The sequence below is a fragment of the Paenibacillus graminis genome, assembly GCF_000758705.1.
Classification (GTDB): domain Bacteria; phylum Bacillota; class Bacilli; order Paenibacillales; family Paenibacillaceae; genus Paenibacillus_AQ; species Paenibacillus_AQ graminis.
Map to the genome: position 1 here is coordinate 5,324,980 of NZ_CP009287.1, position 19,761 is coordinate 5,344,740.

The window sequence follows — 19,761 nt, forward strand, 5'->3', positions numbered from 1 at the left end:
CCTAATAGAGATATTTGTACCTAAAGATAAATGCGAGGTTGAACGCTAATGAACCACCTGACGCTGTGAATGTTGTATTCCCAGGCGGGAGTTCAAAGAAAATTCCACTGCTTCTGGAATAGGCATTCTGACCGTTTAGGCGGACAGTGCATTCTCCTGGATCGCAGTTGATCTCCCAAATGTCTGAAGCGCTACTTGTACCAGACAAAACAAGGGTAGAAACTCCGTCTGTTAGACTTAGATTTGAAAAAGCACCACTAATCCGTAAGATTGGATATGCCGGTATACTGCCTTCATTGCGCACGACAATACTTTGTCCACTGGAACCGATCCACACTGCATAATCACTGTACAAATATCCTTGACCAAACTCCAATCCTTGACCGTATTCACGGACAGTTGTATCTTGGGTTGACTCAGGCCATGGGTTATTCATTTTGATAGGGATCGTTACCTCACCATCAAAGATGAGTTTGGTAATGTCCATCGTTCCCGCATACCTTCCAACAAACCTCTTTCCTTCTAAATCGCTAAATGTAAATACAATGTCACCTTTTCGGATATTAAAGAGAGCCGCTACAAGAGCGACTCTCCTTTGGTAATCCATTGTTGGATCATCAGCCATGACAACGCACTCAAGGTTGAATATACGTGGCCCGTAATTGCTTCCAAAATCCAAAGCTCCATCCCGGTCCGCTAGTTCAATTGTGTTGTCTTTAGTCGGGGGCAATACCGGAATATTGTGAGATTTCAACCCAAGCCCAATAGATTCAAACTTAACCCCGTCTGCCGTTGCTCCAATCAATTATTTCGCCCCCGATCTGGCCTGTGCTCTTCGAACAAAATTATCTCTCTCATTCCAATAAACCTTAATATCTGATTGGTTCTCAAAGTAATTATCTCCTGAGGATAGTTCGAAATGGTTGTGTATTTGCTGCGGATTTGAACCCCCTGATGCCGCTGGCATCGAAAACTGAGGCATTGAGAAATTTAGTGATGGCATTCTGAAATTCATTAATTTGAGCAAGTTATCCTGTTGGCGCTCATTCATAACAATTTCACCAGCATGCCCTTTTACCATCACCGATTCTCCGCGTGGTCCTAGTATTTTCCCACCTTCCTTGAAGCTTTGGAGTTTTCCAGTATCTTTGATGATTCCGTATTTCTTACGTAATTCCTCATTACGTGCAGCTAGTCTTTCCATCTCTGCTTTATTCCCTGATTTCTTGGCTGCATCCCAGGCGTCTTTGTTGGCGTTGTATTCAAGTACATCTGAAGTCTTTTGTGCTATACCTCCTACACCCACAGCACCGTTTGTCACGATGGAAGTAATAGCAGCATTGTTTACGGAAGGTGACAGAGCATTTATTGCACTCATCTTTGCTTGATAGTCCAAGATAAATTGATCCAATTGAGCTAATATCTCAGCATTCTTCTCAGATTCTTTGAGTACCTGAATGTTTTTCAGGACTTCGGCACGGTTTGCAGTGTCCGAAGAAAATCTTTCGAATGCTGAAATCAGATCCTCATAATGAGATTTGGCAGTTTCAATATCCCTATCAAATGCCGCTTTTTTGGTGTCTCGCTCGTCCTCTATTGCTTTTTTTTGTTCTTCAAGACTCCGCTTTGCCAAATCGCGGTCGTGGTCCAGCTGCAACTTCTCAATGTCCTTTTGAACCTGCTTACGCTCCGTAATTCCGTCCGGGCCAACTGCTGAAGCCAGCAATGCCAGTCGCGCTTGTTTTTCTGCTAAGGCAGTTGCAAAATCTACATCTGCATTTAACTCTTGCTGTTTGCTGAGTAAATCATCAATTGCTTTAATCTCAGCATCTTTCCCAGCCACATAGGCATCCCGTTCCGCCTCAATTGCTTTGATTGCTGCATCCCGCGCGGATTCGATTTTAGACTTATAGGTGGACCCTAAAGTCTCAACAGTCTTCGTTTCATCTTCAATCAACTTCTGCCGGAGTGCATATACCTGCTCGTCAGCTTCTAGGCGCTGCTCTGTGCCTACGCGGTACATGGCTTGGGTTTTTAACCACTCCTGCAATTCCTGGGCTGTATTGACTTCTCCTATAGCCTTACGGTGGTTCAAGTCCTTCTGGAAGTCCGAGAAGCCTTGTTCAATCAGAGCCTTCTTTTGTTCATAGATACTCTGTTCTAGAGCAAAGCCTTGCTCTGCCGTTCTGTTCTTGTCTTTTGCCATGCGCTGAAAGGCCGACAGCTCCATGTTGATAATTTCGACCTTACTCTTTCCGGCCATCTCCATTTTTTTAGATTCTTTGTCGATCCAGTTGATGGAGTTGGAATAGCGTAGCTCGTTGTATTGCTTAGTCAAGTCATAGACTTGCTTTTGAGCCTCGGCTTTTTGACCCGCAGTAAGATAAGACTTCTTCTCTTCCTTGGTGTAAAAGTCGAGCGAAACCTTTACCATTTCAACCTCTTGAAGGTTAGCCTGGCGCATCCGTTCTGTCTTCTTTTCTAGGTTCGCCTTGTCTTCGTCATACCGCTTATCACTAAGGGCGACAACATCGCGGCTCCACTGCTTCATAGCGTCCTTGTCTTCCGCTAGGTATGTTGCATGCCGCTTCTTGAGTCGTTCATAACCGGCTGCTTGTTGATCTATGGTCCAGTTTTGGCGCTCGGCGATGTATTTAAAGTTATCCAGGTCTTCAGCATATGCTTCTTTTCGCGCCTCTGCTGCTTCTCTGGCGGCTTGTTCAGCATCCTTCTTCGCCTTGTCTGCCGCCTTCTCAGCAGCGCTTTTTCCGCTTTTCTCTTTCTTTTCTTTATCTGCACTTACACCAAAACCCGGGTCCTTATATAGAGCACTCAATGCATTTATTTTATTTTGGTAATCAATTTGTTCCTTAGCATAAGAATCATATATCTTATCCAGTTCACTTTTAGCCGCCGCTTCCTGTTTGGCCTTTTCATCCAGGATGCCGCCTTTATCTTTGAATGCTGGTTTGAAGTACTTCAAATCATCGCCCGATGACAATACATCAGAAGTAACGCCATTCACAGCCGCTTTCAACTGAGCTAGGCTTTTAATTGCTTCAGCTTCTATCCCATAAGCTTTAAGGCGCTCGTCAATCGCCAATCTGGTGTTAAAGGACGAGGCCTTTTCAGACTTAAGATCGTCAATCGCCTTTTGTATTTTGGCTTTTCTCAAGACTTCAACAGCGTCTTTTTCAAACTTCCATCCATCGGCTGTCTTATATATTTCTGTAGCCAATTGTGGGTATTTCAAAATCAAATCTGCTGCTGCCGAAGCGTTAAGGGACTGCTCCCCGGTCATTTCTTTCAACAGGGTATTCATTTCACTAATCGCAGTTCCATTGCCCTCGATTTGTTCTCGAAGATCAGACAACACTTGTGCTTGATCCTGGGCAGATTCTGATGATGTACCCGCCTTTCCGGCGAATTGATCAAATTCAACAGCAGCTTGACCTAAAGATACACCTACATCTGTTATCGAGAGAGTAAGTTTATTGTTTTCTTGTTCTAACGTTTTGATTTTTTCTTCTAACTCTGCTGCATCTTTTTTAAATTCTCCTGTACCCAAGGCCTTGCCAATCGGATTAGCAATTATTTTCTGCACTCTTTCAAGTTCTTTAGTAGCTTCGGTAATTTCGTTTATCTTTTGCTTCTGCTGATCATACAAATCAGCTTGTTGATCCTTCAGGACATTTTGTCTCGCTTCATTCTGCTTTAGGATGAGTTTATTGAGCGCCTCTACTTGAGTTTGGACGGCTTTGTCTGTGTATCCGGCTGATTCAAGTTGCTTGGCTCCTTCTTTGCCCAGGGTAATAACCAGCGCCTGAGACACTTCATCGAGTTGTTTTTTAACCTGCGCCTGCTTTTGTTGAGAAAGATTTGCTGATTGAAGAGACGCTTCCAAAGACTTATGCGCGTCAACAAGTTTCGGCAAAAGCTCGATTTGCCGCTGGTATTGGCTAATCATTTGTTGGCTCGCAGCCTCATCATCTTTCATTTGCTGAATACGATCTCGTTCGGCCTTTTCAGCTTTGCCACTCTGGAAGATATAGATTGCTATAGCGCCCGCCAGCAGCGACAGTCCAGCGGTTGCTGCTGCCATCGTAACCGTTGACGTCGCTTGTGCTGCTGTCATGGCTGCTGTGGCTGCTGTAGCTCCCTCCGTGGCTGTTGTCAGAGTACCCTGAGCAATTACCGCTCCTTCCGTTGCGGCTTTCCTCTGGACCGTTGTGAGTGTTGCTCCCTGCGAGGTGACGATATTCACCTCATTGGCAACCGTGTTGGTGGTTACTGCCGTTGTTTCGGCAGTTTTTGCTGCCGTCAGGACCTCAATGGCTGTTACAACGTTCATAATCGGCGCTCTCAGTGTTTTGTACGCAAGTAGTAATCCAGCTAATGCGGCTGTTCCTTCAAAAACTCCTGCTGGCACTTTGGTTAAACCAATCAATAGTTGGTCAATGGCGTCCATGACATCTTTAATTGTCTTTCGTAATCCGTCATCACCGGCATTATTGAATATTTCAAGTAAGGACGCTTTGGTCTGTGCCGCTTTCCGGCTAATCGTATCCATCTGTACCTTGAGGTATTCTAGGGTTGATCCGGTAGAGCCGATGGATGCCGCTGTTCCAAGCAAGATATCGCCAGCATTCAATGACGCAGCCAGTTTCGCGTATTGATAGACCCCTCGCGAGATATCGGCATAGGATTTTGTCAAATCATAGTTCTTATCGATAACCTTCGTGGAAAGGTCAAGCAAGATATCGTCAGCTCTACGCCATTGTTCCTTTCCGTCAACGACTTCTTTTGTTGCAACGCCAAGGCTCTCGATTTCTTTGACGGCTTTATCTGTGCGAATCGTACCGAGAACCGTCTTCCACATGTTACCTAGGTTCTCCCCGGATAGGGCAGTGTTGCGGATACCGGATGAAATCAAACCGTTCATCATATCAAATGAAACGCCTGTTTCGGCAGCAATTTTACCTGTTCGTTCAAAGGCAGCTCCCAAATCTTTAGCCGGAGCCATCGTGTCATGTGCTACTTTTGACCAGGAATCCAGAATGCGCCCACCGAGCACGGCAGCATCATTAGCGTCTTTGACTTGAACGCCATACTGTGCCAATGTAGACTCCATACTCTTTGTGGCGTCTTCTAGGCTTACTAGATCGACTGTGGACAGCATAGTGGACTTCCGGACCATTTCCTGCACTACGCCTGCATCTTTGTACATACGGCCCCAAAGACGTGCTGATTCGGTTACATCGGTAATCTCAGCTCCCAGGTCATGGGCTGTTTGAATAAACTTAGTTGTTTCATCGTGAAGCAATTTTGTATTCATTACTGCTTCTTTCGTGCCTTCGTTGTACTCCAAGAAATACTTTTCGTTGGTCTGCACATATCCGGCCATGTTCGATTCAATGTCCACCAAACCGACTCTTAGGGCTTCCTGTACTTCGTGGATGCCTCGGTAAACAGTATTGAATACAAGGGCATGCGCTGCCATTTGTTGCAGCCTGGAAGCCCATGCTGATGTGGTCGAGGTCATATCCCCGCCAATATTAGACCCGGAAAGTTTACTTGTCTGATTGGCCGTCTGTTCCATAGCACGGCGAATCTTTTGTTCTTCCTGGAGGACCTTCTCTCGCAATTGCGCTTCTTTGATCTCGCGCGTCCGCAAGGCCTTAATCCAAAACTGCTCGTATGATGCAGCATTAGCCCGGGCTTGTTGGCTTTCTGTTTCCCCTAGTTGGATTAGCTTACGTCGAATGTTTTGTTCTTCCATTAGTACGCGTTCTCGGGTCTTGTCTGATGTACTGTACCCATTAGCTGCATTTGCTTTTACCGCACTGGCTGCAGCTTTGTTTTGGAGTGTTTCCATCCTCATTTGATGTTCTCGCTCTTGCTGTTCAATGGCATCGTACCTTTTCTTTACGATGGCCTCTTGTGCCGCTAGTTTGGCATTTACGATTTGATTCGCTTGGTCCATTTGGTTTTTCTTTGTATTAAGCAAGTCAGCCTGAGCCGTCCGTTGTTTTATCAATGCTTCGGACTCAGCCATAATCTTCTTTCGCCGTTCGTCAGATGTTAGTACCATTTTATCGGCTGCTGCTGCCAAAGAAGTATAGTTCTTTGTGGTAACGGTTATCTCTTGATTCAGTACTTTGAAGGTCTCTGCATTGCCTTTAACGCCTCGGTCAATTGCCTGGAATGCTGGCAACATTTTCGAAGTATCAAGGCTAAGTCTAGCTCCAACTACGTCTTTGCCCATGTCTGTCAATGTATCTTCACCCCTTGTTATGTGATAAGGAAAATTTTCCTGATCTATTGGGAAACGTCCGTATATACAGAAAAAGAGACCTGCCGCTTGGTGACGGAGGTCTCTTCAATTTATTTTTTGGGGTAAAACCCTACGTCAGAAAGGTATTTTACTTTCTTCGGTTTTTTGACTTCTATTTCCCCGCCATGCAGGATAATTTCGAATTCTCTGTTCTTATTCTTAGCTTTCATGAGGGCTCTAATTTTAGGAATCGTCATGTCGATCCACTCACTATCAGATATGCCATTGCTTACGCACAAAGCCCACATCTCAAGCCAATTCGTTTCCTGTTTGTCTTCCTGGTCTTCGTCGTCATCTTCTCCTTTATCCGATTCAGGATCTGGAGGAAACGATTCTTTATAGAAATCGGTCCAGGAGTGTATCCAGCACCTCAACATTTGACTGTTCATATTCTTCGTCGGTTAGTCCATCGACAAGCACTAGGCTAAATGCTTCGCGATATGCCGCTTCAACCGCTGGGAAGTCAATTGTTTTTTCCTCGCCGTTGACTTCACCGGTCCATGTGTCCCGCCCAATAGAGTAAGAGAAACTATACTGTTTGTCCTTCATTAATTGCCGGACTTTGCGAATCAGCCCGATACTCCCAATTTTAATGTTCTTTACAATGCCTTCGGCTAATTTAATTTCATTGCCAATGTTTAGGGTTTGGTCGATTTGAGTGTCCAATGAGTATTCCTCCTTGAAATGAACATCCCCCCGCTTGATGAGCGAGGGAATAAATTTGATATTTGATTAAATGCCGAAGATCAATTCAACTGCAATCCCGTCTGGATTTTCCGCAGAAACGTCAGGTTCCATTATTTCAAGAGTCATGGTGTTTGTCGTCGGCTTTTTCCGCTCCTGAGAAACGTCCAGTGTTCCGCCACCAAGAGCTTTCCAAATGGTCAGTTGGCAAGGGACTGGATTTCCACTCACATCATCAACGAGTTCAAAACGATGGACCAGTTTAAATGGCTTGGGTCTGCGTTTTCCGCTCAGTTTGCTCTTTGTAGAATCATCTTTCGTCCATGAATATGTGATAACGATAACCTTGCCGTTATTTGCGGCATCGGACGTAACCTTTCCCGCAGCGGTAATCATGTACTGTACTGCGGTTGGTGCCGATGCAGCACGAGTTAAAGGGACAAGTTCTCCGGTCTCTGCATCTTTAAGAAACACTTTATCGGTAGCCGCTACGAATGTTCCGCCGTATTTTGTGGGTGCCTTGACTGTGTAGCCATTAGTTGGGTCCAAGACACCAGTTTCCGTTTCATCAAACTTAACTGACCCGCGTTCTGTTTCTGCACCTTGTGAGAGTTCAGCCAAAATAGTCGAGAAGCGCGGAATTTCGATACTTGCTTTGTCTGCCAAATCTTGGGCAGTATAGTGGAAGGCGTAACCAGACTCTCCACCCATGACCTTTTGCCAATCCAATTGAAGTTGGAGGGACACTTTAGAAATCTTATCATCCAGGTACTTCAGTGTTCCATCTGATTGATAAACAGAAACAGTGCCCACGCCATCAAATACCAATGGTCTCATATAGTTGTTAGCCTCCTTATGGCATAAAAAAAGAACCAGTCAGTTTATTTGACCAGTTCCCATAATCGCAAATCAATCTCTTTCATGCGCTTAAATTCATCGGTTAATTCATATCCTCCAACCGGCGAGGCGTCTTCTCCTGTAATTCCTAGCTTTTTAGCCAACCTGATTTTTTCTTTGATCAGTTTTTCAAGTTCTGGAATCTCTTCTTTTGCACCTTGGTTCTCTTCCATTATTGATCACCCCATCCTTTCAAGACATTTTGCAATGCTTTCCCGATTGCCTCCGCAGTTTTTGTAGTGTTCCTAACTACCTCATTCAATAGTTTAGCATCTTCTTCATGCATGCTTACTCCTCAATTCATACGGATATAGTCAACATCATATATGCCTTTGTATCCTTTGACGCCACTGATACCTGTTGCAAAGTCGCCGTCATAGACTAAGGCACAGAGGAAGGAATGAAATCCCGGCTGAACAATTCGCCTGTCGTGAAACAGTTCAAAGGACCTTTGGAATAGAAGCTTTGCCTCATATCCCGTCTTGCCATAAAAGTCGATGCAGAACTTTCCTTGAAAGACCAAATGATTCCGGGCGGTGAACTGACCTGGAATGATGTACTGGCAGATATGCGGCACTGTTTCCTTTGTCACAACAATTTCAGGCTCTACGCCCTTTGTGAAGCGTTTGATCATATCGGTGGGTATTGCAGCAGGAGTAAGCCCCAAAAGCGCCATAAACGCCGCGTCAGCCTTGTGTGTGTTCTGAATAGCGTCAATCAGTAGTATGCTCATCGCTTGTCCTCCGTAAAGTAACGATGGTACGGGAAGTTCGTGATGATTTCACTTAAGCCTTCAAGAATGCGTGCTCGATTCGATTGAATGGCGATCCGTAGGAAGTATGTCGGCGGCGTTGGCTTGAACTTCGGATCAATATCCCCGCGTTCTGCTAACTCCTCCAGATCCACTCCAGCATAACCGCCGCCCGAGAACCGCATTGTACCGTCAATGCTCTTGTAGTTACCCTGACCGCGCCCGACAACCACCTTGCTGCTTCGTGATCTTAGGCGGTTCCAGGCATCAGAGTTCATGTAAGTAACCAATCCGGGGTTCTGAGAAGAATCAGCCATCAGGGAACCTTTACCGAACTGTTCGAGCCATGCCTGCCAGTAATCCGCCGTGATATCCCCTTGGATCATCTTGTTTGCAAGCACGAACATATTCATTTCAAGTTTGTCTCTCACAGCTGGATAGTACCGTATTCCGCCCTTGGCGGTCAGTAACACCAGTTTAGTGAGTCCGGTTATCTCAACAGCCAACTTACTCTCCAAGTCCCTGGATGCTCTTACAGCATCGTATCCGGTAATCATCGCATGTCCTCAGATAACTGGATCTGGTAAAGCCCGGGGAATTGGATGTCGTCAATCACATCCACCTGATATGGGCGTCCATTCAATACGATACGATCTGGTCCAAGTAATAAGAGATCATTAGGACGACGAACATCCACCGTATTCTGCAAACGAATCAGATGTGTTGAAGTCGGCAATAGGCCGGGGTCTTCTTGTCGTAATTGTCCTGTGACGTACCTGACGAATGATTGAACCTCCGTTTCAATGTCCTGAAACTCAGGTTCACCGATAGGATTGTCATTTTCGTCATACTGCTGCACGTAACGCTGAACCTTGACGATCATGTTCGTCTTTACCATCCCGCAGTATTTATCACGGTCCGGCGTGGGGCGTAAGGAACAGACGAGAAACGTTTCTCCTGTCTCAATCAGCGCTCCTGGGAGAACTGACGATTCTGGAGCAAAACGCCCGATGTAATCCGACTCTCTCCCAAACTGAGAAGATCCGCTCGATCCGCGAGACAGAATTACCGCCTCCGGCAGTCCGTTCACTGTACAAGGCGTGTGCCGGTGCGAGAATTCATGAAACATATCCTCACCTACCTGAAGGAACGATGCTGATACTCAGACAGCAAGTCCGCTATCTCTGGAGTGATCATGTCGTTCCCGAAATATTCTATTGTGGAGTCAACGTCTTTTCTCATTTTTACGTTTGGATTGGAACTGCTGGACAACTGAGCAACAAGTAGACCACAAGCCACCTTCACCTTATCCGGGATTGGCTCCCAACCACTGGTATAGGTAACTTCCAGCTCAGTGTAAGGTGCTCCGAATGGCGAACCGCCGCATATTACAGCACCTATCACTTTATCCACATCCAAGGCGTTCAAATCGGCTTCGACGAACTCTGGCGCTCCGAAGAAATTATCACCGGTGATGCCATATGCTGCCCTGCCTTTAACCTCCGTTATGTCCTTAACTGGGTAGTAAGACAAATGCCCTCGCTGGTCCGTCAACGGTATACGCTCCGTGTAGGTAGTAACGCCGATCTCTCGCTTGCAGCGACCATCTATGATGACAGATGCCCTAATAATTAATGGGAGGGTCAGCACCACTCCTGCGGGAACGTAATCGGTGTCTGCTGTTGTTAGGTATTGACTCATTCGATATATCCAGATGCTCTTAATAGTTCAGCCGTTTCTGGAAAAAATTCCGCTTTGCCGTTTTTGAAACTGTATATCCCTACACCAATATGAACAGAATGCAGGCCTTCCCGACCTTCCTCCCATCCCAACAATGTGACGGATTCTAAAGAAAGAGGTTCTTTGGCTTCTTCTTCACTTGATGTAGGGGTAGTATGTGGATCGTTGTTCACGCTATCGATCGCTGCATCATTACTGCCTGTGGGTCCACTGGAATTCTCTTCATCAGTTAATACCTGATTTTTGATTTCATTATCACTTCCTGCTTTGGCTTTACTCAATTTCATCTTCTCCTTTCTATATTTGGGCGGCTGTATCGCCGCCCCGAAGGATTTACTAAGCTATTGCAGCAATAGTAGGACGCGTGATGGTTCCATATGCATGGGCATAACTAGGACCTTTTGCAACCGGTGCGCCATATTTGATTGCGATATATTTTTCTTGAATGTCAGATGTTGTGCCAAGTTGGAAAAGGAAAGCATCCTTTTTGCCAACATAGTGATACTCGATCATTGGTTCAGTCAGAATCGCGATGCCGTAATCCGTCATCAAAGGATCTGTTCCGTTTACTGCAAATGTCATAAATGGCTCAGGGATGAGTGGGAGAACACCAGCAGAAGTCATAATTGCCAACACGGTAACACCAGCAACCATCGTCTTAGTCAAACTGTTGATCTGTGTTTCGTTGTTCGATGAGTTCTTTTCTTCTTGTTCCAGGTAGTGATGGGCAATTGGATGGATATAGATAGCTGTAGGCATCAATACATAAAGCTCACTTGATGTCATTGCAGCCACTTTGGCGCGAATGGCGTCCACTATAGATGCCGTAGAAGAGACAGAGAAGGTATTGGTAATCTGCTTAGACAACCCTCGATACTGCATCGTGGTAGGTACTGACAAGCTCGTATCATTACCTCTCCAAAGCGCTCTACCATGAGTCAGACCGACCCCATTGATCATGTCGTTAAGGTCCTTGGCTTTGAGTTCTGGAAAATTGTTTTGCTGCTGGCCCAATGTCAGATCATAATGGCCAAATACAACTTCGTTTGTGATAGCTTTCATTTTCAAACTGTGCGGCGTTCTTGGATTGCTCGATGCAGCCGCCGATACTACTCGTGGATCAACGAATTCCCCGCCGTTAATAGTGTTTTGTTCGTAGTACGTTGAAAAGTCGCCGGTTGCAGGAACATATTCGATCCGGCCTTCTAAGACTGAACTTCTCCGGAGGGCATCCGTGATCTCTTTCTGGAAATCGTCAACGATGATAGCACCTGGTGCGATAATCTGTGCCGCTGCTCGGAAGTCAATAAATTGTGCTACTGATTGATCTGCCATTAATTATTCCCCTTCTTTCACGCCAAAGGATGCTTTGGCTTTCATTTTAAGTACCATGGATTCTCCAGACGGAAGATTCAGAGCATCTACGCTTGCGCAGAATGTAGAAAAATCAGATGAGTTAGATTCTTCCACTTTTCCATATTTAGAAAGCAGATTCGCTGCGGAAACGGTTTTACGTTCCGGTTCTTGCGGTGTTGGCGAAGTCTTACCCGCCTTGAGATCAGCCAGTTCCTTTTCAAGCGCTGCTGTCTTATCGTTTGCTGCCTTGAGGTCCGCTGCAGCCTGTTCTTCCGCTGTCTTTTGCTCGGCCTCTGTACTAGCCGCCTTCATGCTCGTAAGGTCGCTTTTGATTGAGACAACCTCAGTTACAACACTTTGGACGCTGGCTGTCATTGATGTCATGCTCTCTTGTAGCAGCTTCATGCCGTCTTCCATTGCTTTGATTTGTTCTGGAGTCATTTCGACATCCTCCTTATTTGATTTATTATTTTTGGCTGCAAAGCTCGTTGTTTTATAGGCAGCAGCTTCAGCGAAAAGAATCGCAGCGCCGGTGCCGCAGAACTCCATTACATCCAACACGTTTTCCATGTCTGCTGCATTCTGCACCGAAGCTTCCATTTCAAGCGAAGCGCCGAACTGATACTCTGACCAGTTGTATTCAGCCGCTAAGCCGTTGTAATAGCGAATGGTTGCTACAACATCCGGGAAGTCCTTGCCGTAAATGTATCCGTCAATCCAGGCGTAACCATCCATGGATCGGTAAGCCTTGTCGATCACGGCCACCTTGAAACGAGGATCATGGTCAGCCATTCCTGCAGTGTAGTCGATGTTTAGTGCCATTCCGACAAACGTTTGAAGATATTGGTCGCAGACGCTTGAAGAAATGCGAATAAGTTTGCCGTCTGCCCCAGAAGGCGAACCGTCACTCGGTTGATCGACTGCGAATAACGCGCACTTGAAAGGGATTTTGTTTGGATGGCTCCCGGCATCTGATAGTTTGAAGTCCTGGACGCGCATTTTCGAATTGCTCATTTTCAATGTCTTAAGCATTTTTGGTTCTCACCTCCCTTCAGGGCAAAATAAAAACACCGTTACGTTTGCTCGGTGTTTGGGTCTTCCTTATCCGGTTGAGATACGGAAGGTTCAGGAGGCGGATCTTTAGCAGCTTCCAGTTCTTCCTGAGTTTTATTGATATCAATGACTTCCAGCTTGCTCGGCTGTAACAGCACTTCGCCGTGTTGGTTCGGTAAAGCTTTTTTGCCGCGTTTGTCTCTTACCTCATCTGGAGTATCGACTCTTCGATCAAGGTAGATAGCGTCAATGTCAGCTTGTATTTTTACATCCTTAAGTTTGGTTGCATATAAGAACTTGAATTCAATCACGCCACCCATTTTAAAGATACCGTCAATAATGTGATTGTTGATATGCTCTACGATGTTCTCTGCGATTGATTGCACTGTCGCTTCCGTATCCTCATCTTCACTATCTGCCGTGGTACGATTAACATCCTTTGTCTGCCCTAACTTCTTAGGTGATACACCGAAAGAGATGGCTATAATTTCAATAAGGAATCGCTGCCATTCAAGGAACAGCGCTTTATCATCGGTTGCCCCCAGGTCTAAGACGCTCGGATTTTCGCCGCCAATAATCGGCATTCTACCTTGACCCTGTACTTCGCTATCCCAAAAAGATCGATAAGCCTTGACTGCATTTGAATCAGCCGTTTTCCCTAGATTAAGTATTTTCCTTAAGAATGTGTTCTTTGTTTGATTTCCGGCAGTTTTATGAGAATCAATGAAGTTGTTTGCTGATTCCCAAACCGTTTCAAGTGGAGCTAAGCCAAATGGGGTGTTTGTCCTTGGATTCATTCGAATATACATCATTTCAGAAGCAGTTAGATGTACGTACTTACCGTTCACCCTTTGGGCATAGCGATATGAATCGGGTTTTCCGTCCCAATCTGGGTGTAGGTCTATCGAAAATGTATCGACTGGATACATCCTAAAAGGTCGTAATGGATCGCCAGCTTTGAGCATTTCAGAACTCCCGGCACTACACACAAGCATATCTTCAACTATTTGTTCAAGCCATGATCTGAATGAATCTGATGGGTTCGGTTTAAGCAAAGAACGCTCTATGATCTTACATAGCTCCTGATACTTTTCAGAATCGTCCTCGTTGATTGCGGATACTGACCAATTCAGCTTGGTTATGCCGTCTTTTATGACGTTTATCGCTCGACGTGGTATAGGTGATTCACTTAACTTTCTTAAATTTGTCGGTGTTCGCTTAGGAATAGGCTGGCTGTTTCCACTACGTCCCCACCATCCCCAAGATTCGGGGTAAGCTTCAGTTTGTCGCTCCGGTTCATTCTTTGTACGTCCTGCTGCAAGCCAGTCGATGATCTTCTGTCTTACGCCCAAAGTGTTTCCTCCTTTCCTTGCAGACTTCTATGAATTAAAAATAACAGAGGATTTATTCGGTTTAACTGCGGATTTTTGCAAAAAAAAGAAGGTAGGAAAATTTTCCTGACCTTCAGTTTTCGTTCATTTACAATATCTAATATTGATATGGATATATTATGAATTTAATGGGGTCTTTTTTTAAAATGGCAAATCATCATCATCAATATCAACAGGTATTTCCTCTCTTTCAATCATTATAAAGGAATCATTCCAAGTGGTAATGTCCCAAGGTCTTAGATTGTTGGATTCATCAAATAAGGATTCATCAATCTTAAGAGTAAATTTCGTAGTCTTAGCCTTATTTATCCTTTGCCATTCCAAATAATCCAAAAAAGGGTCTTGAGTTCTTGTAAATCCAAAAGCTTCCAAGAACTCATTTAGTTCTCCTACATTAGTGAAAGTAATCTTGAATCTTAGGCCTAGTTGATTTTGAAGTCTTTGAAATGCTGGATGATTGAAAATCAATACATCCTTTATAGCTTCTTTGTTCGTTTCATCCCTTTTTGATTGTACTGTAATGATTTGTTGTAATGTCGCAGCTGTTTGTTTCAGAGTATTGATTAAATCAAGTTTTGGTTTATCCGCTTCTTCTTGTAATAATCTTTGAAACAACCCAGACCATTGTTCTTTAAGGATCTTTATGATGTCTTGCGATGATTCGAAATCAAACATAGGATTATTCCTTGGTAATAACTCAAGTTCTTCAATGAATTCATATATTCTCTTGTCGTTTACAAATCGATACTTTATTTCAATATCTTTATTTATTTTATATGTTTCGTACTCGGATTTTACGTTTTTTTCCACAAAAATATAAACTTGCTTTCCTAAATCAAATGCTTGTTTGAATTCTTTTTGTGTAATTGAATAATTATCACCGAATTCCGACCCGAATCTACCACCTACTACTGAAACCAAAATATCACAGAGCTCAATCTCTTTCAAACAATAATCTGCTGGGGCCTGTTCTCTTCCATATGCGATTTGACCTCTTTCAAACAAAACAGGATCATATCCTTGCTCTCTGATAAATCTAGCTATATCTTCGCGGATATACCTTAAGTCGTAATAAGTAGAACTTATAAAAACGCGCGGTTTTGCCAATAATGTCACCTCATCAATAGTGGATAATACTATTTAAGAGAAAATGGCGATTCTTGTCAATTACTTTCCTTATCCAAAGGCAAATCCGCTACCACCTTCACGATCATTATAAATCGCATATCTTTTAGAGTCCTGAGTATGGTTATTTTTATCCTCTGGCTCCTCGGTGTGTTGTCCAGCCTTCTCCTTCCATTTGTAATTCTCCGTTTCCTTGATTTCGTTCTTGCACTCTCGGTTTACATAGATGTTTGGACGGCCTGTACCAGACTTCACCTTGTACAGAGTGGATACCTCCCGGATACCTGGAGCTATAGTATTGTTAGCCTCTTTCACCGGCAAATCATATTTCTTGTACGTACTAATGTATTCCGGTTCAGAAGGGTCAGCCCATATTTCATCAAAGTGATATCTATTGTCCATTTCCTTATAGCGCTTAACAAGGCAGTCTTCTAATACTCCGTCATTGCCTACCACGAGTACATTGACATGTTGTGCATAGGCCTCTTCGACAATGTAATAATCCTCACCTACGCAGCCAATGGCAAGCAGTACAGCCGGATCGTTCCATCCATGATCCATGCCGCCTATGAAACGACTAAAGGTAATATCCTTTGTGCTCCCGTCTGGATAGGATATCTCATATAGGTGAATGCTTTCATCCAGGCAGCGCATATCCACAACATGAGTGCCACGCTTGAATTCGTCATAGATCTGTCCATGGAATACGTTAAACTTAGCCCGGATTTCACGTTCAACATATCGTTCTGGGTAGGTTTCTATCATCCGCTGAATATTTCGCTGCAACTCTGGTATGGGATTATCTAATGAAGTCCAGTAGAAATTGCGCCACTCCGGGTCATTCTGATACTGTTCTTCCTCCAAACCAGCGTCAATCCATTGACCTCTTAACACAATGTCTTCTGCGAACCAGTTTATTCCTTCAGGCGTGGTTGTCCAGACGCTCCACCCACCTTTATCCGCCAGCGCATAGGATAGATAACCTGTCCATGTTTCAGCCTTCATCTTGCTGGCTTCATCTAGCCATACGCCGTCAAGCCCCTTACCAACAAGAGACTTGGGGTTATCGGCTGACTTGAACTGAATAAGGACCCATCCTTTTAACCAGACTCGGTTCTTGGATAGGTCCCACGATTCAATCAGGTCTTCAGGTAACACATCAGACAGTTCTTCTTGCTGAATTTCTGACATTGCATAGGTTGGAGATACGCACCAGTATTCGAGCTTGGGTTTGGGCTTCTTCATTTTCTTGAGGTTCTTTGGTGGATTGTAAGGAAGACCTTTGCCGCGCTCCATATCGTCCAGGATGTTATCGAAAAACTTTCTTGCTCCAACATTGGTCTTGCCCCCGCGTCGTCCGCAGTTTAATACATTATTTCGGACTTGACTTTCCATAACCTCTATTTGTTTGGCGTGAGGAGACCAGCCTTCGAAGGGATCTAAATCAAGGGCGAGTGACATTCGACCACCTCTTCACATTGATCTCAGTTGGTTTATCGTTATCTCCATTCTTTAACTCTTCTATTTGCAGCCTCGTCTTCTCGATCTGTGCTTGCATACCTTCCAGCTTGATACGGCGCTCATCTTCTTCTGGAGCAATAGCCTTAAACTGCTTGATCGCGCTCCGGAGTTCAGACATAGCTGCAGACTGAGCCTTTAAATATGTCGCGTAACGATCCCATGCAAACTGGAATTCATGTTCTTCTTCGGCCACCATTTGCACAAGATCCGGCTCTTTCTTCGTGCCGTTATTATGAATCTCGAATTTCTGTTTTTTCAGTTCCTTGATCATTTCTCCCTGGTCATTTACAAACATAATCCGCTGCGCCCACACGATAGCTCTGAACTGAGTGGTGATGTTGTACCAAATCATGTCTACAGGGTCCATATTTTCAACAGCATCCATGATTTCAAGGTACTCGGAATTTTGCGGCATGAACTTGCGGAAGAATCCATGCGTTACGGCCTTACTGTTTCCTTTAGGACCGCCCGGGCCACCCTTATTTCCTTTTGCATTCCTATTACCCTTCGGTGCTCCGCGCTGCCTTCCCGTTTCTGGTATCTCGTCCCACTTATCAACGCTTTTCCACTTTCGTACCATCGAAGGATTGAGACCGAGTTCTGCCGCGATTTCGCTCAATTTCTTCTGCCGTCCACTCTTCAGCCAGATCTTCAGTGCCTTTTCCCGATCTGGACTTTTTTCTCTCGTCAACTATATTCACCTCTGCCCTACTACGTATTTGAGTTGGATTTCACACTGAAAGTCAAATTTGGTCAAACGTTACCAATGAAAATAAGCCTCAGAAATTTCTCAGGCTTCGGTAATCAGCTGTATTCTACTAATATTTGCTAATTGAATTCACTACAGTATATATTGTTTGTCATTCGTAAAGTGCGGATTTTCCTTAATGGGATTTGTTTTGTTCTTCGTTCCCCGAAATGAATTCATCATTGCCTTATTATAGTGAATTCATTAGAGTTCGAAGTCCTCCAAAGCATCGTCTAGAGTGTCCTGTAGTAGGCCAACATACCTCAAAGTCACCTTTTCCTCCGAATGATTGAAGTGATCCATTAGTAACGCTATATCCTTCGTTTCGAGGTACAATCTATAACCAAATGTCTTTCTCATGGAGTGAGTGCCGATCTCTTCAAGATCAAGTTTTTTAGCTGCACTTCTAATAATCTTGTATGCCATGTTTGGTGTGATGGGATATGTTTTCCCTCTTTTACGTTTTCTGCTAGGAAACAAATATTCGAAGTCTGATTTGTCTTTGATGTAAGCATCCAGAGCCTTACGAAGCGATTTGCGAATAAGTACACTCTTTACCTTTCTGGTCTTCTTTTCAGTGATCGTTATGTGCGTCCCCTTAACATCGCGCACCGTAAGGGGAAGAATGTCTGAAATACGAAATCCTGTGTTGATTCCAACTAAGAACATAATGAAGTCACGAATATTTTTAAAATATAAGTAATTCTTCATCGCATCAAGCTTTTTAGGATCTCGTATTGGTTGTACAAACTTCATTTCATCACCTCCATTTTAGAGTTAAGGAAAGTTTTCCTGAGCAAAAGAAAGAGCGCCTCATTGGGCGCTCATGGGTGAAGATAAACTTGTTATAGGTATAATGTAACATTACTTCTATATGTTTTTGCTACGATTTTTTGTTTGCTATTCAAATAAATGCATGGCTATTGATGTATGATACTGGATAGGTATAGTTTTGAAAACATAGAAAAGAGAGGTTTTAATATGTACTCTGTTGAACAACTACAGGCGTGTGATTTTCTCTTAAAGCGAATAATCTCCGAGAGACAGTTCGTGAATTTGTTTCAGAAGAATCTGAAGTTAGTGATAGAAATTAATGGATCATATTGGTTTGGAGATTTCGTAGATTTTGATGGACGACGTGTTACGAGACATTCATTTGACGATCAAGGGGATACATTATCCACAAAATACTCAACTACTGGAAGCGATATAATGCCATTGTTAAAAACCATTTGGGAAGCTTACGCCAATTTCGCAAAACCTCCAGCAGCCGATCCTTTCTGGAACAACCCTCTCTTTTGGATGGAAAGTTTACCCCTGCTTTTTGAAACACTTGTTAAAATTTTGAACCAAGCCATTTTTGATGAATTGAAAAGTCCTTTATTACCATTTTTACTTAATGCGAAATCTTTAGACAAAAGAATAGAACTCCCATTTATTAATCTTTCTGGACAAAAGGTAAATTTAGTGTCCATAATAGAGGATAGGCAATAAATATAAGAAGCGGTGTGACGATTCTCACCTAAAGTGAAAATACAGCATACCGCTTCTTTGTTTAATGTGGGTAAGGATTTGCACCTTGCATGTCGCGCCCGGAATCAAACCAGGTACCGCGTCCAGCTGCAAAGCACCATCTTGGAGCCACTACTAGCGTCTACCTATTCCGCCACCACATCAATAAAAAAGGCACCTTGAAGGTTCCTTACACTCTTTCGAATGTTACAGCCTGTAGATTTCGATCTAAGCTTATCACCTTGAATTTAAGACCTCTCCCAAAGGGCGAAGACTCCTCTGTGTGGATTTGATAATATGTACATCGATTTAATTCTAAATCCATCTCAAACGTCAAGGAAATAAATTCGATAAATTCAGATTGATCATCACTATTATTCTTCACATAGATATTTTTCGATGTTCCAACCTCGATGTTTTCATCTTCAAATTTGTAGTTAGTTTTTTTCGGTTCATCTCCGTTTTGCGTCCAAACTATTATATTCGTAACCATTTCCAAATTGATCCCCTCCATCATCCACTTTTCGACAACAAAGGTATATATTCCTGCTAGAAATAACATAAAAACAGTCGATGATGCTTAGGTTTCAACACGCTTCTCAGGCGTGTACCCAGCACTAGCCCCTGCATAAGGCCATCGACTGTTTTT

The 19,761-nt window shown here is 43.9% G+C and carries 19 protein-coding genes; 1 reads left to right on the forward strand and 18 read right to left on the reverse strand.

Annotated features, from left to right (window positions below):
• Position 1: 1 nt before the first annotated feature.
• The 17 genes from PGRAT_RS22915 to PGRAT_RS23000 form a co-directional block, all read right to left on the reverse strand.
• On the reverse strand, positions 2 to 805 hold the full coding sequence (locus PGRAT_RS22915) for a phage tail domain-containing protein (protein ID WP_025706325.1): 804 nt from the start codon (positions 803 to 805) through the stop codon (positions 2 to 4).
• Complete coding sequence (locus PGRAT_RS22920; RefSeq protein WP_081758864.1) at positions 806 to 6,265, reverse strand: phage tail tape measure protein; 5,460 nt, start codon at positions 6,263 to 6,265, stop codon at positions 806 to 808. It lies immediately after the preceding gene.
• 405 nt (positions 6,266 to 6,670) lie between these two features.
• Entirely contained in the window at positions 6,671 to 7,000 is a 330-nt protein-coding gene (locus PGRAT_RS22930) for a hypothetical protein (RefSeq protein ID WP_025706327.1), read from the reverse strand.
• Between the two features lie 66 nt (positions 7,001 to 7,066).
• A complete protein-coding gene (locus PGRAT_RS22935) occupies positions 7,067 to 7,855 on the reverse strand; it encodes a hypothetical protein (RefSeq protein WP_025706328.1) in 789 nt (262 codons plus the stop codon).
• Positions 7,856 to 7,899: 44 nt separating this feature from the next.
• Complete coding sequence (locus PGRAT_RS22940) at positions 7,900 to 8,088, reverse strand: hypothetical protein (RefSeq protein WP_025706330.1); 189 nt, start codon at positions 8,086 to 8,088, stop codon at positions 7,900 to 7,902.
• A gap of 122 nt (positions 8,089 to 8,210) precedes the next feature.
• The gene (locus PGRAT_RS22945; RefSeq protein WP_025706331.1) at positions 8,211 to 8,648 is read right to left on the reverse strand and encodes a hypothetical protein; all 438 of its coding nucleotides are present in this window, start codon (positions 8,646 to 8,648) and stop codon (positions 8,211 to 8,213) included.
• Positions 8,645 to 9,184 (reverse strand): hypothetical protein, encoded by a 540-nt coding sequence (locus PGRAT_RS22950; RefSeq protein WP_244884033.1) that lies wholly within the window; start codon positions 9,182 to 9,184, stop codon positions 8,645 to 8,647. The genes PGRAT_RS22945 and PGRAT_RS22950 overlap by 4 nt, the downstream gene beginning before the upstream one ends.
• A gap of 35 nt (positions 9,185 to 9,219) precedes the next feature.
• Positions 9,220 to 9,795 carry a hypothetical protein gene (locus PGRAT_RS22955; protein WP_025706333.1) on the reverse strand — a complete coding sequence of 192 codons (576 nt, stop codon included), beginning with the start codon at positions 9,793 to 9,795 and terminating at the stop codon, positions 9,220 to 9,222.
• 8 nt (positions 9,796 to 9,803) lie between these two features.
• On the reverse strand, positions 9,804 to 10,367 hold the full coding sequence (locus PGRAT_RS22960; RefSeq protein ID WP_025706334.1) for a hypothetical protein: 564 nt from the start codon (positions 10,365 to 10,367) through the stop codon (positions 9,804 to 9,806).
• Positions 10,364 to 10,687 (reverse strand): hypothetical protein, encoded by a 324-nt coding sequence (locus tag PGRAT_RS22965; protein ID WP_025706335.1) that lies wholly within the window; start codon positions 10,685 to 10,687, stop codon positions 10,364 to 10,366. The genes PGRAT_RS22960 and PGRAT_RS22965 overlap by 4 nt, the downstream gene beginning before the upstream one ends.
• Before the next feature lie 55 nt (positions 10,688 to 10,742).
• Entirely contained in the window at positions 10,743 to 11,741 is a 999-nt protein-coding gene (locus tag PGRAT_RS22970) for a hypothetical protein (RefSeq protein WP_025706336.1), read from the reverse strand.
• Positions 11,742 to 11,744: 3 nt separating this feature from the next.
• Positions 11,745 to 12,794: a hypothetical protein gene (locus PGRAT_RS22975; protein ID WP_025706337.1), complete on the reverse strand. Its 1,050-nt coding sequence runs from the start codon at positions 12,792 to 12,794 to the stop codon at positions 11,745 to 11,747.
• 41 nt (positions 12,795 to 12,835) lie between these two features.
• Positions 12,836 to 14,167: a phage portal protein gene (locus PGRAT_RS22980; protein ID WP_025706338.1), complete on the reverse strand. Its 1,332-nt coding sequence runs from the start codon at positions 14,165 to 14,167 to the stop codon at positions 12,836 to 12,838.
• Between the two features lie 180 nt (positions 14,168 to 14,347).
• Positions 14,348 to 15,313 carry a DUF4062 domain-containing protein gene (locus PGRAT_RS22985; RefSeq protein ID WP_025706339.1) on the reverse strand — a complete coding sequence of 322 codons (966 nt, stop codon included), beginning with the start codon at positions 15,311 to 15,313 and terminating at the stop codon, positions 14,348 to 14,350.
• Between the two features lie 69 nt (positions 15,314 to 15,382).
• Positions 15,383 to 16,792, reverse strand: coding sequence for a terminase large subunit domain-containing protein (locus PGRAT_RS22990; protein ID WP_025706340.1), 1,410 nt, complete (start codon positions 16,790 to 16,792; stop codon positions 15,383 to 15,385).
• Positions 16,776 to 17,543 (reverse strand): phage terminase small subunit, encoded by a 768-nt coding sequence (gene terS, locus PGRAT_RS22995; RefSeq protein WP_025706341.1) that lies wholly within the window; start codon positions 17,541 to 17,543, stop codon positions 16,776 to 16,778. Before terS ends, PGRAT_RS22990 begins: the two co-directional genes overlap by 17 nt.
• Before the next feature lie 261 nt (positions 17,544 to 17,804).
• Positions 17,805 to 18,356: a tyrosine-type recombinase/integrase gene (locus tag PGRAT_RS23000; RefSeq protein ID WP_025706342.1), complete on the reverse strand. Its 552-nt coding sequence runs from the start codon at positions 18,354 to 18,356 to the stop codon at positions 17,805 to 17,807.
• A gap of 324 nt (positions 18,357 to 18,680) precedes the next feature.
• Here PGRAT_RS23000 and PGRAT_RS23005 point away from each other — a divergent pair, with 324 nt between their 5' ends.
• Positions 18,681 to 19,094 carry a hypothetical protein gene (locus tag PGRAT_RS23005; RefSeq protein WP_155990426.1) on the forward strand — a complete coding sequence of 138 codons (414 nt, stop codon included), beginning with the start codon at positions 18,681 to 18,683 and terminating at the stop codon, positions 19,092 to 19,094.
• Between the two features lie 208 nt (positions 19,095 to 19,302).
• On the opposite strand, the gene PGRAT_RS23010 is transcribed toward PGRAT_RS23005, so the two are convergent.
• Complete coding sequence (locus tag PGRAT_RS23010; RefSeq protein WP_025706344.1) at positions 19,303 to 19,611, reverse strand: hypothetical protein; 309 nt, start codon at positions 19,609 to 19,611, stop codon at positions 19,303 to 19,305.
• Between the last annotated feature and the right edge of the window lie 150 nt (positions 19,612 to 19,761).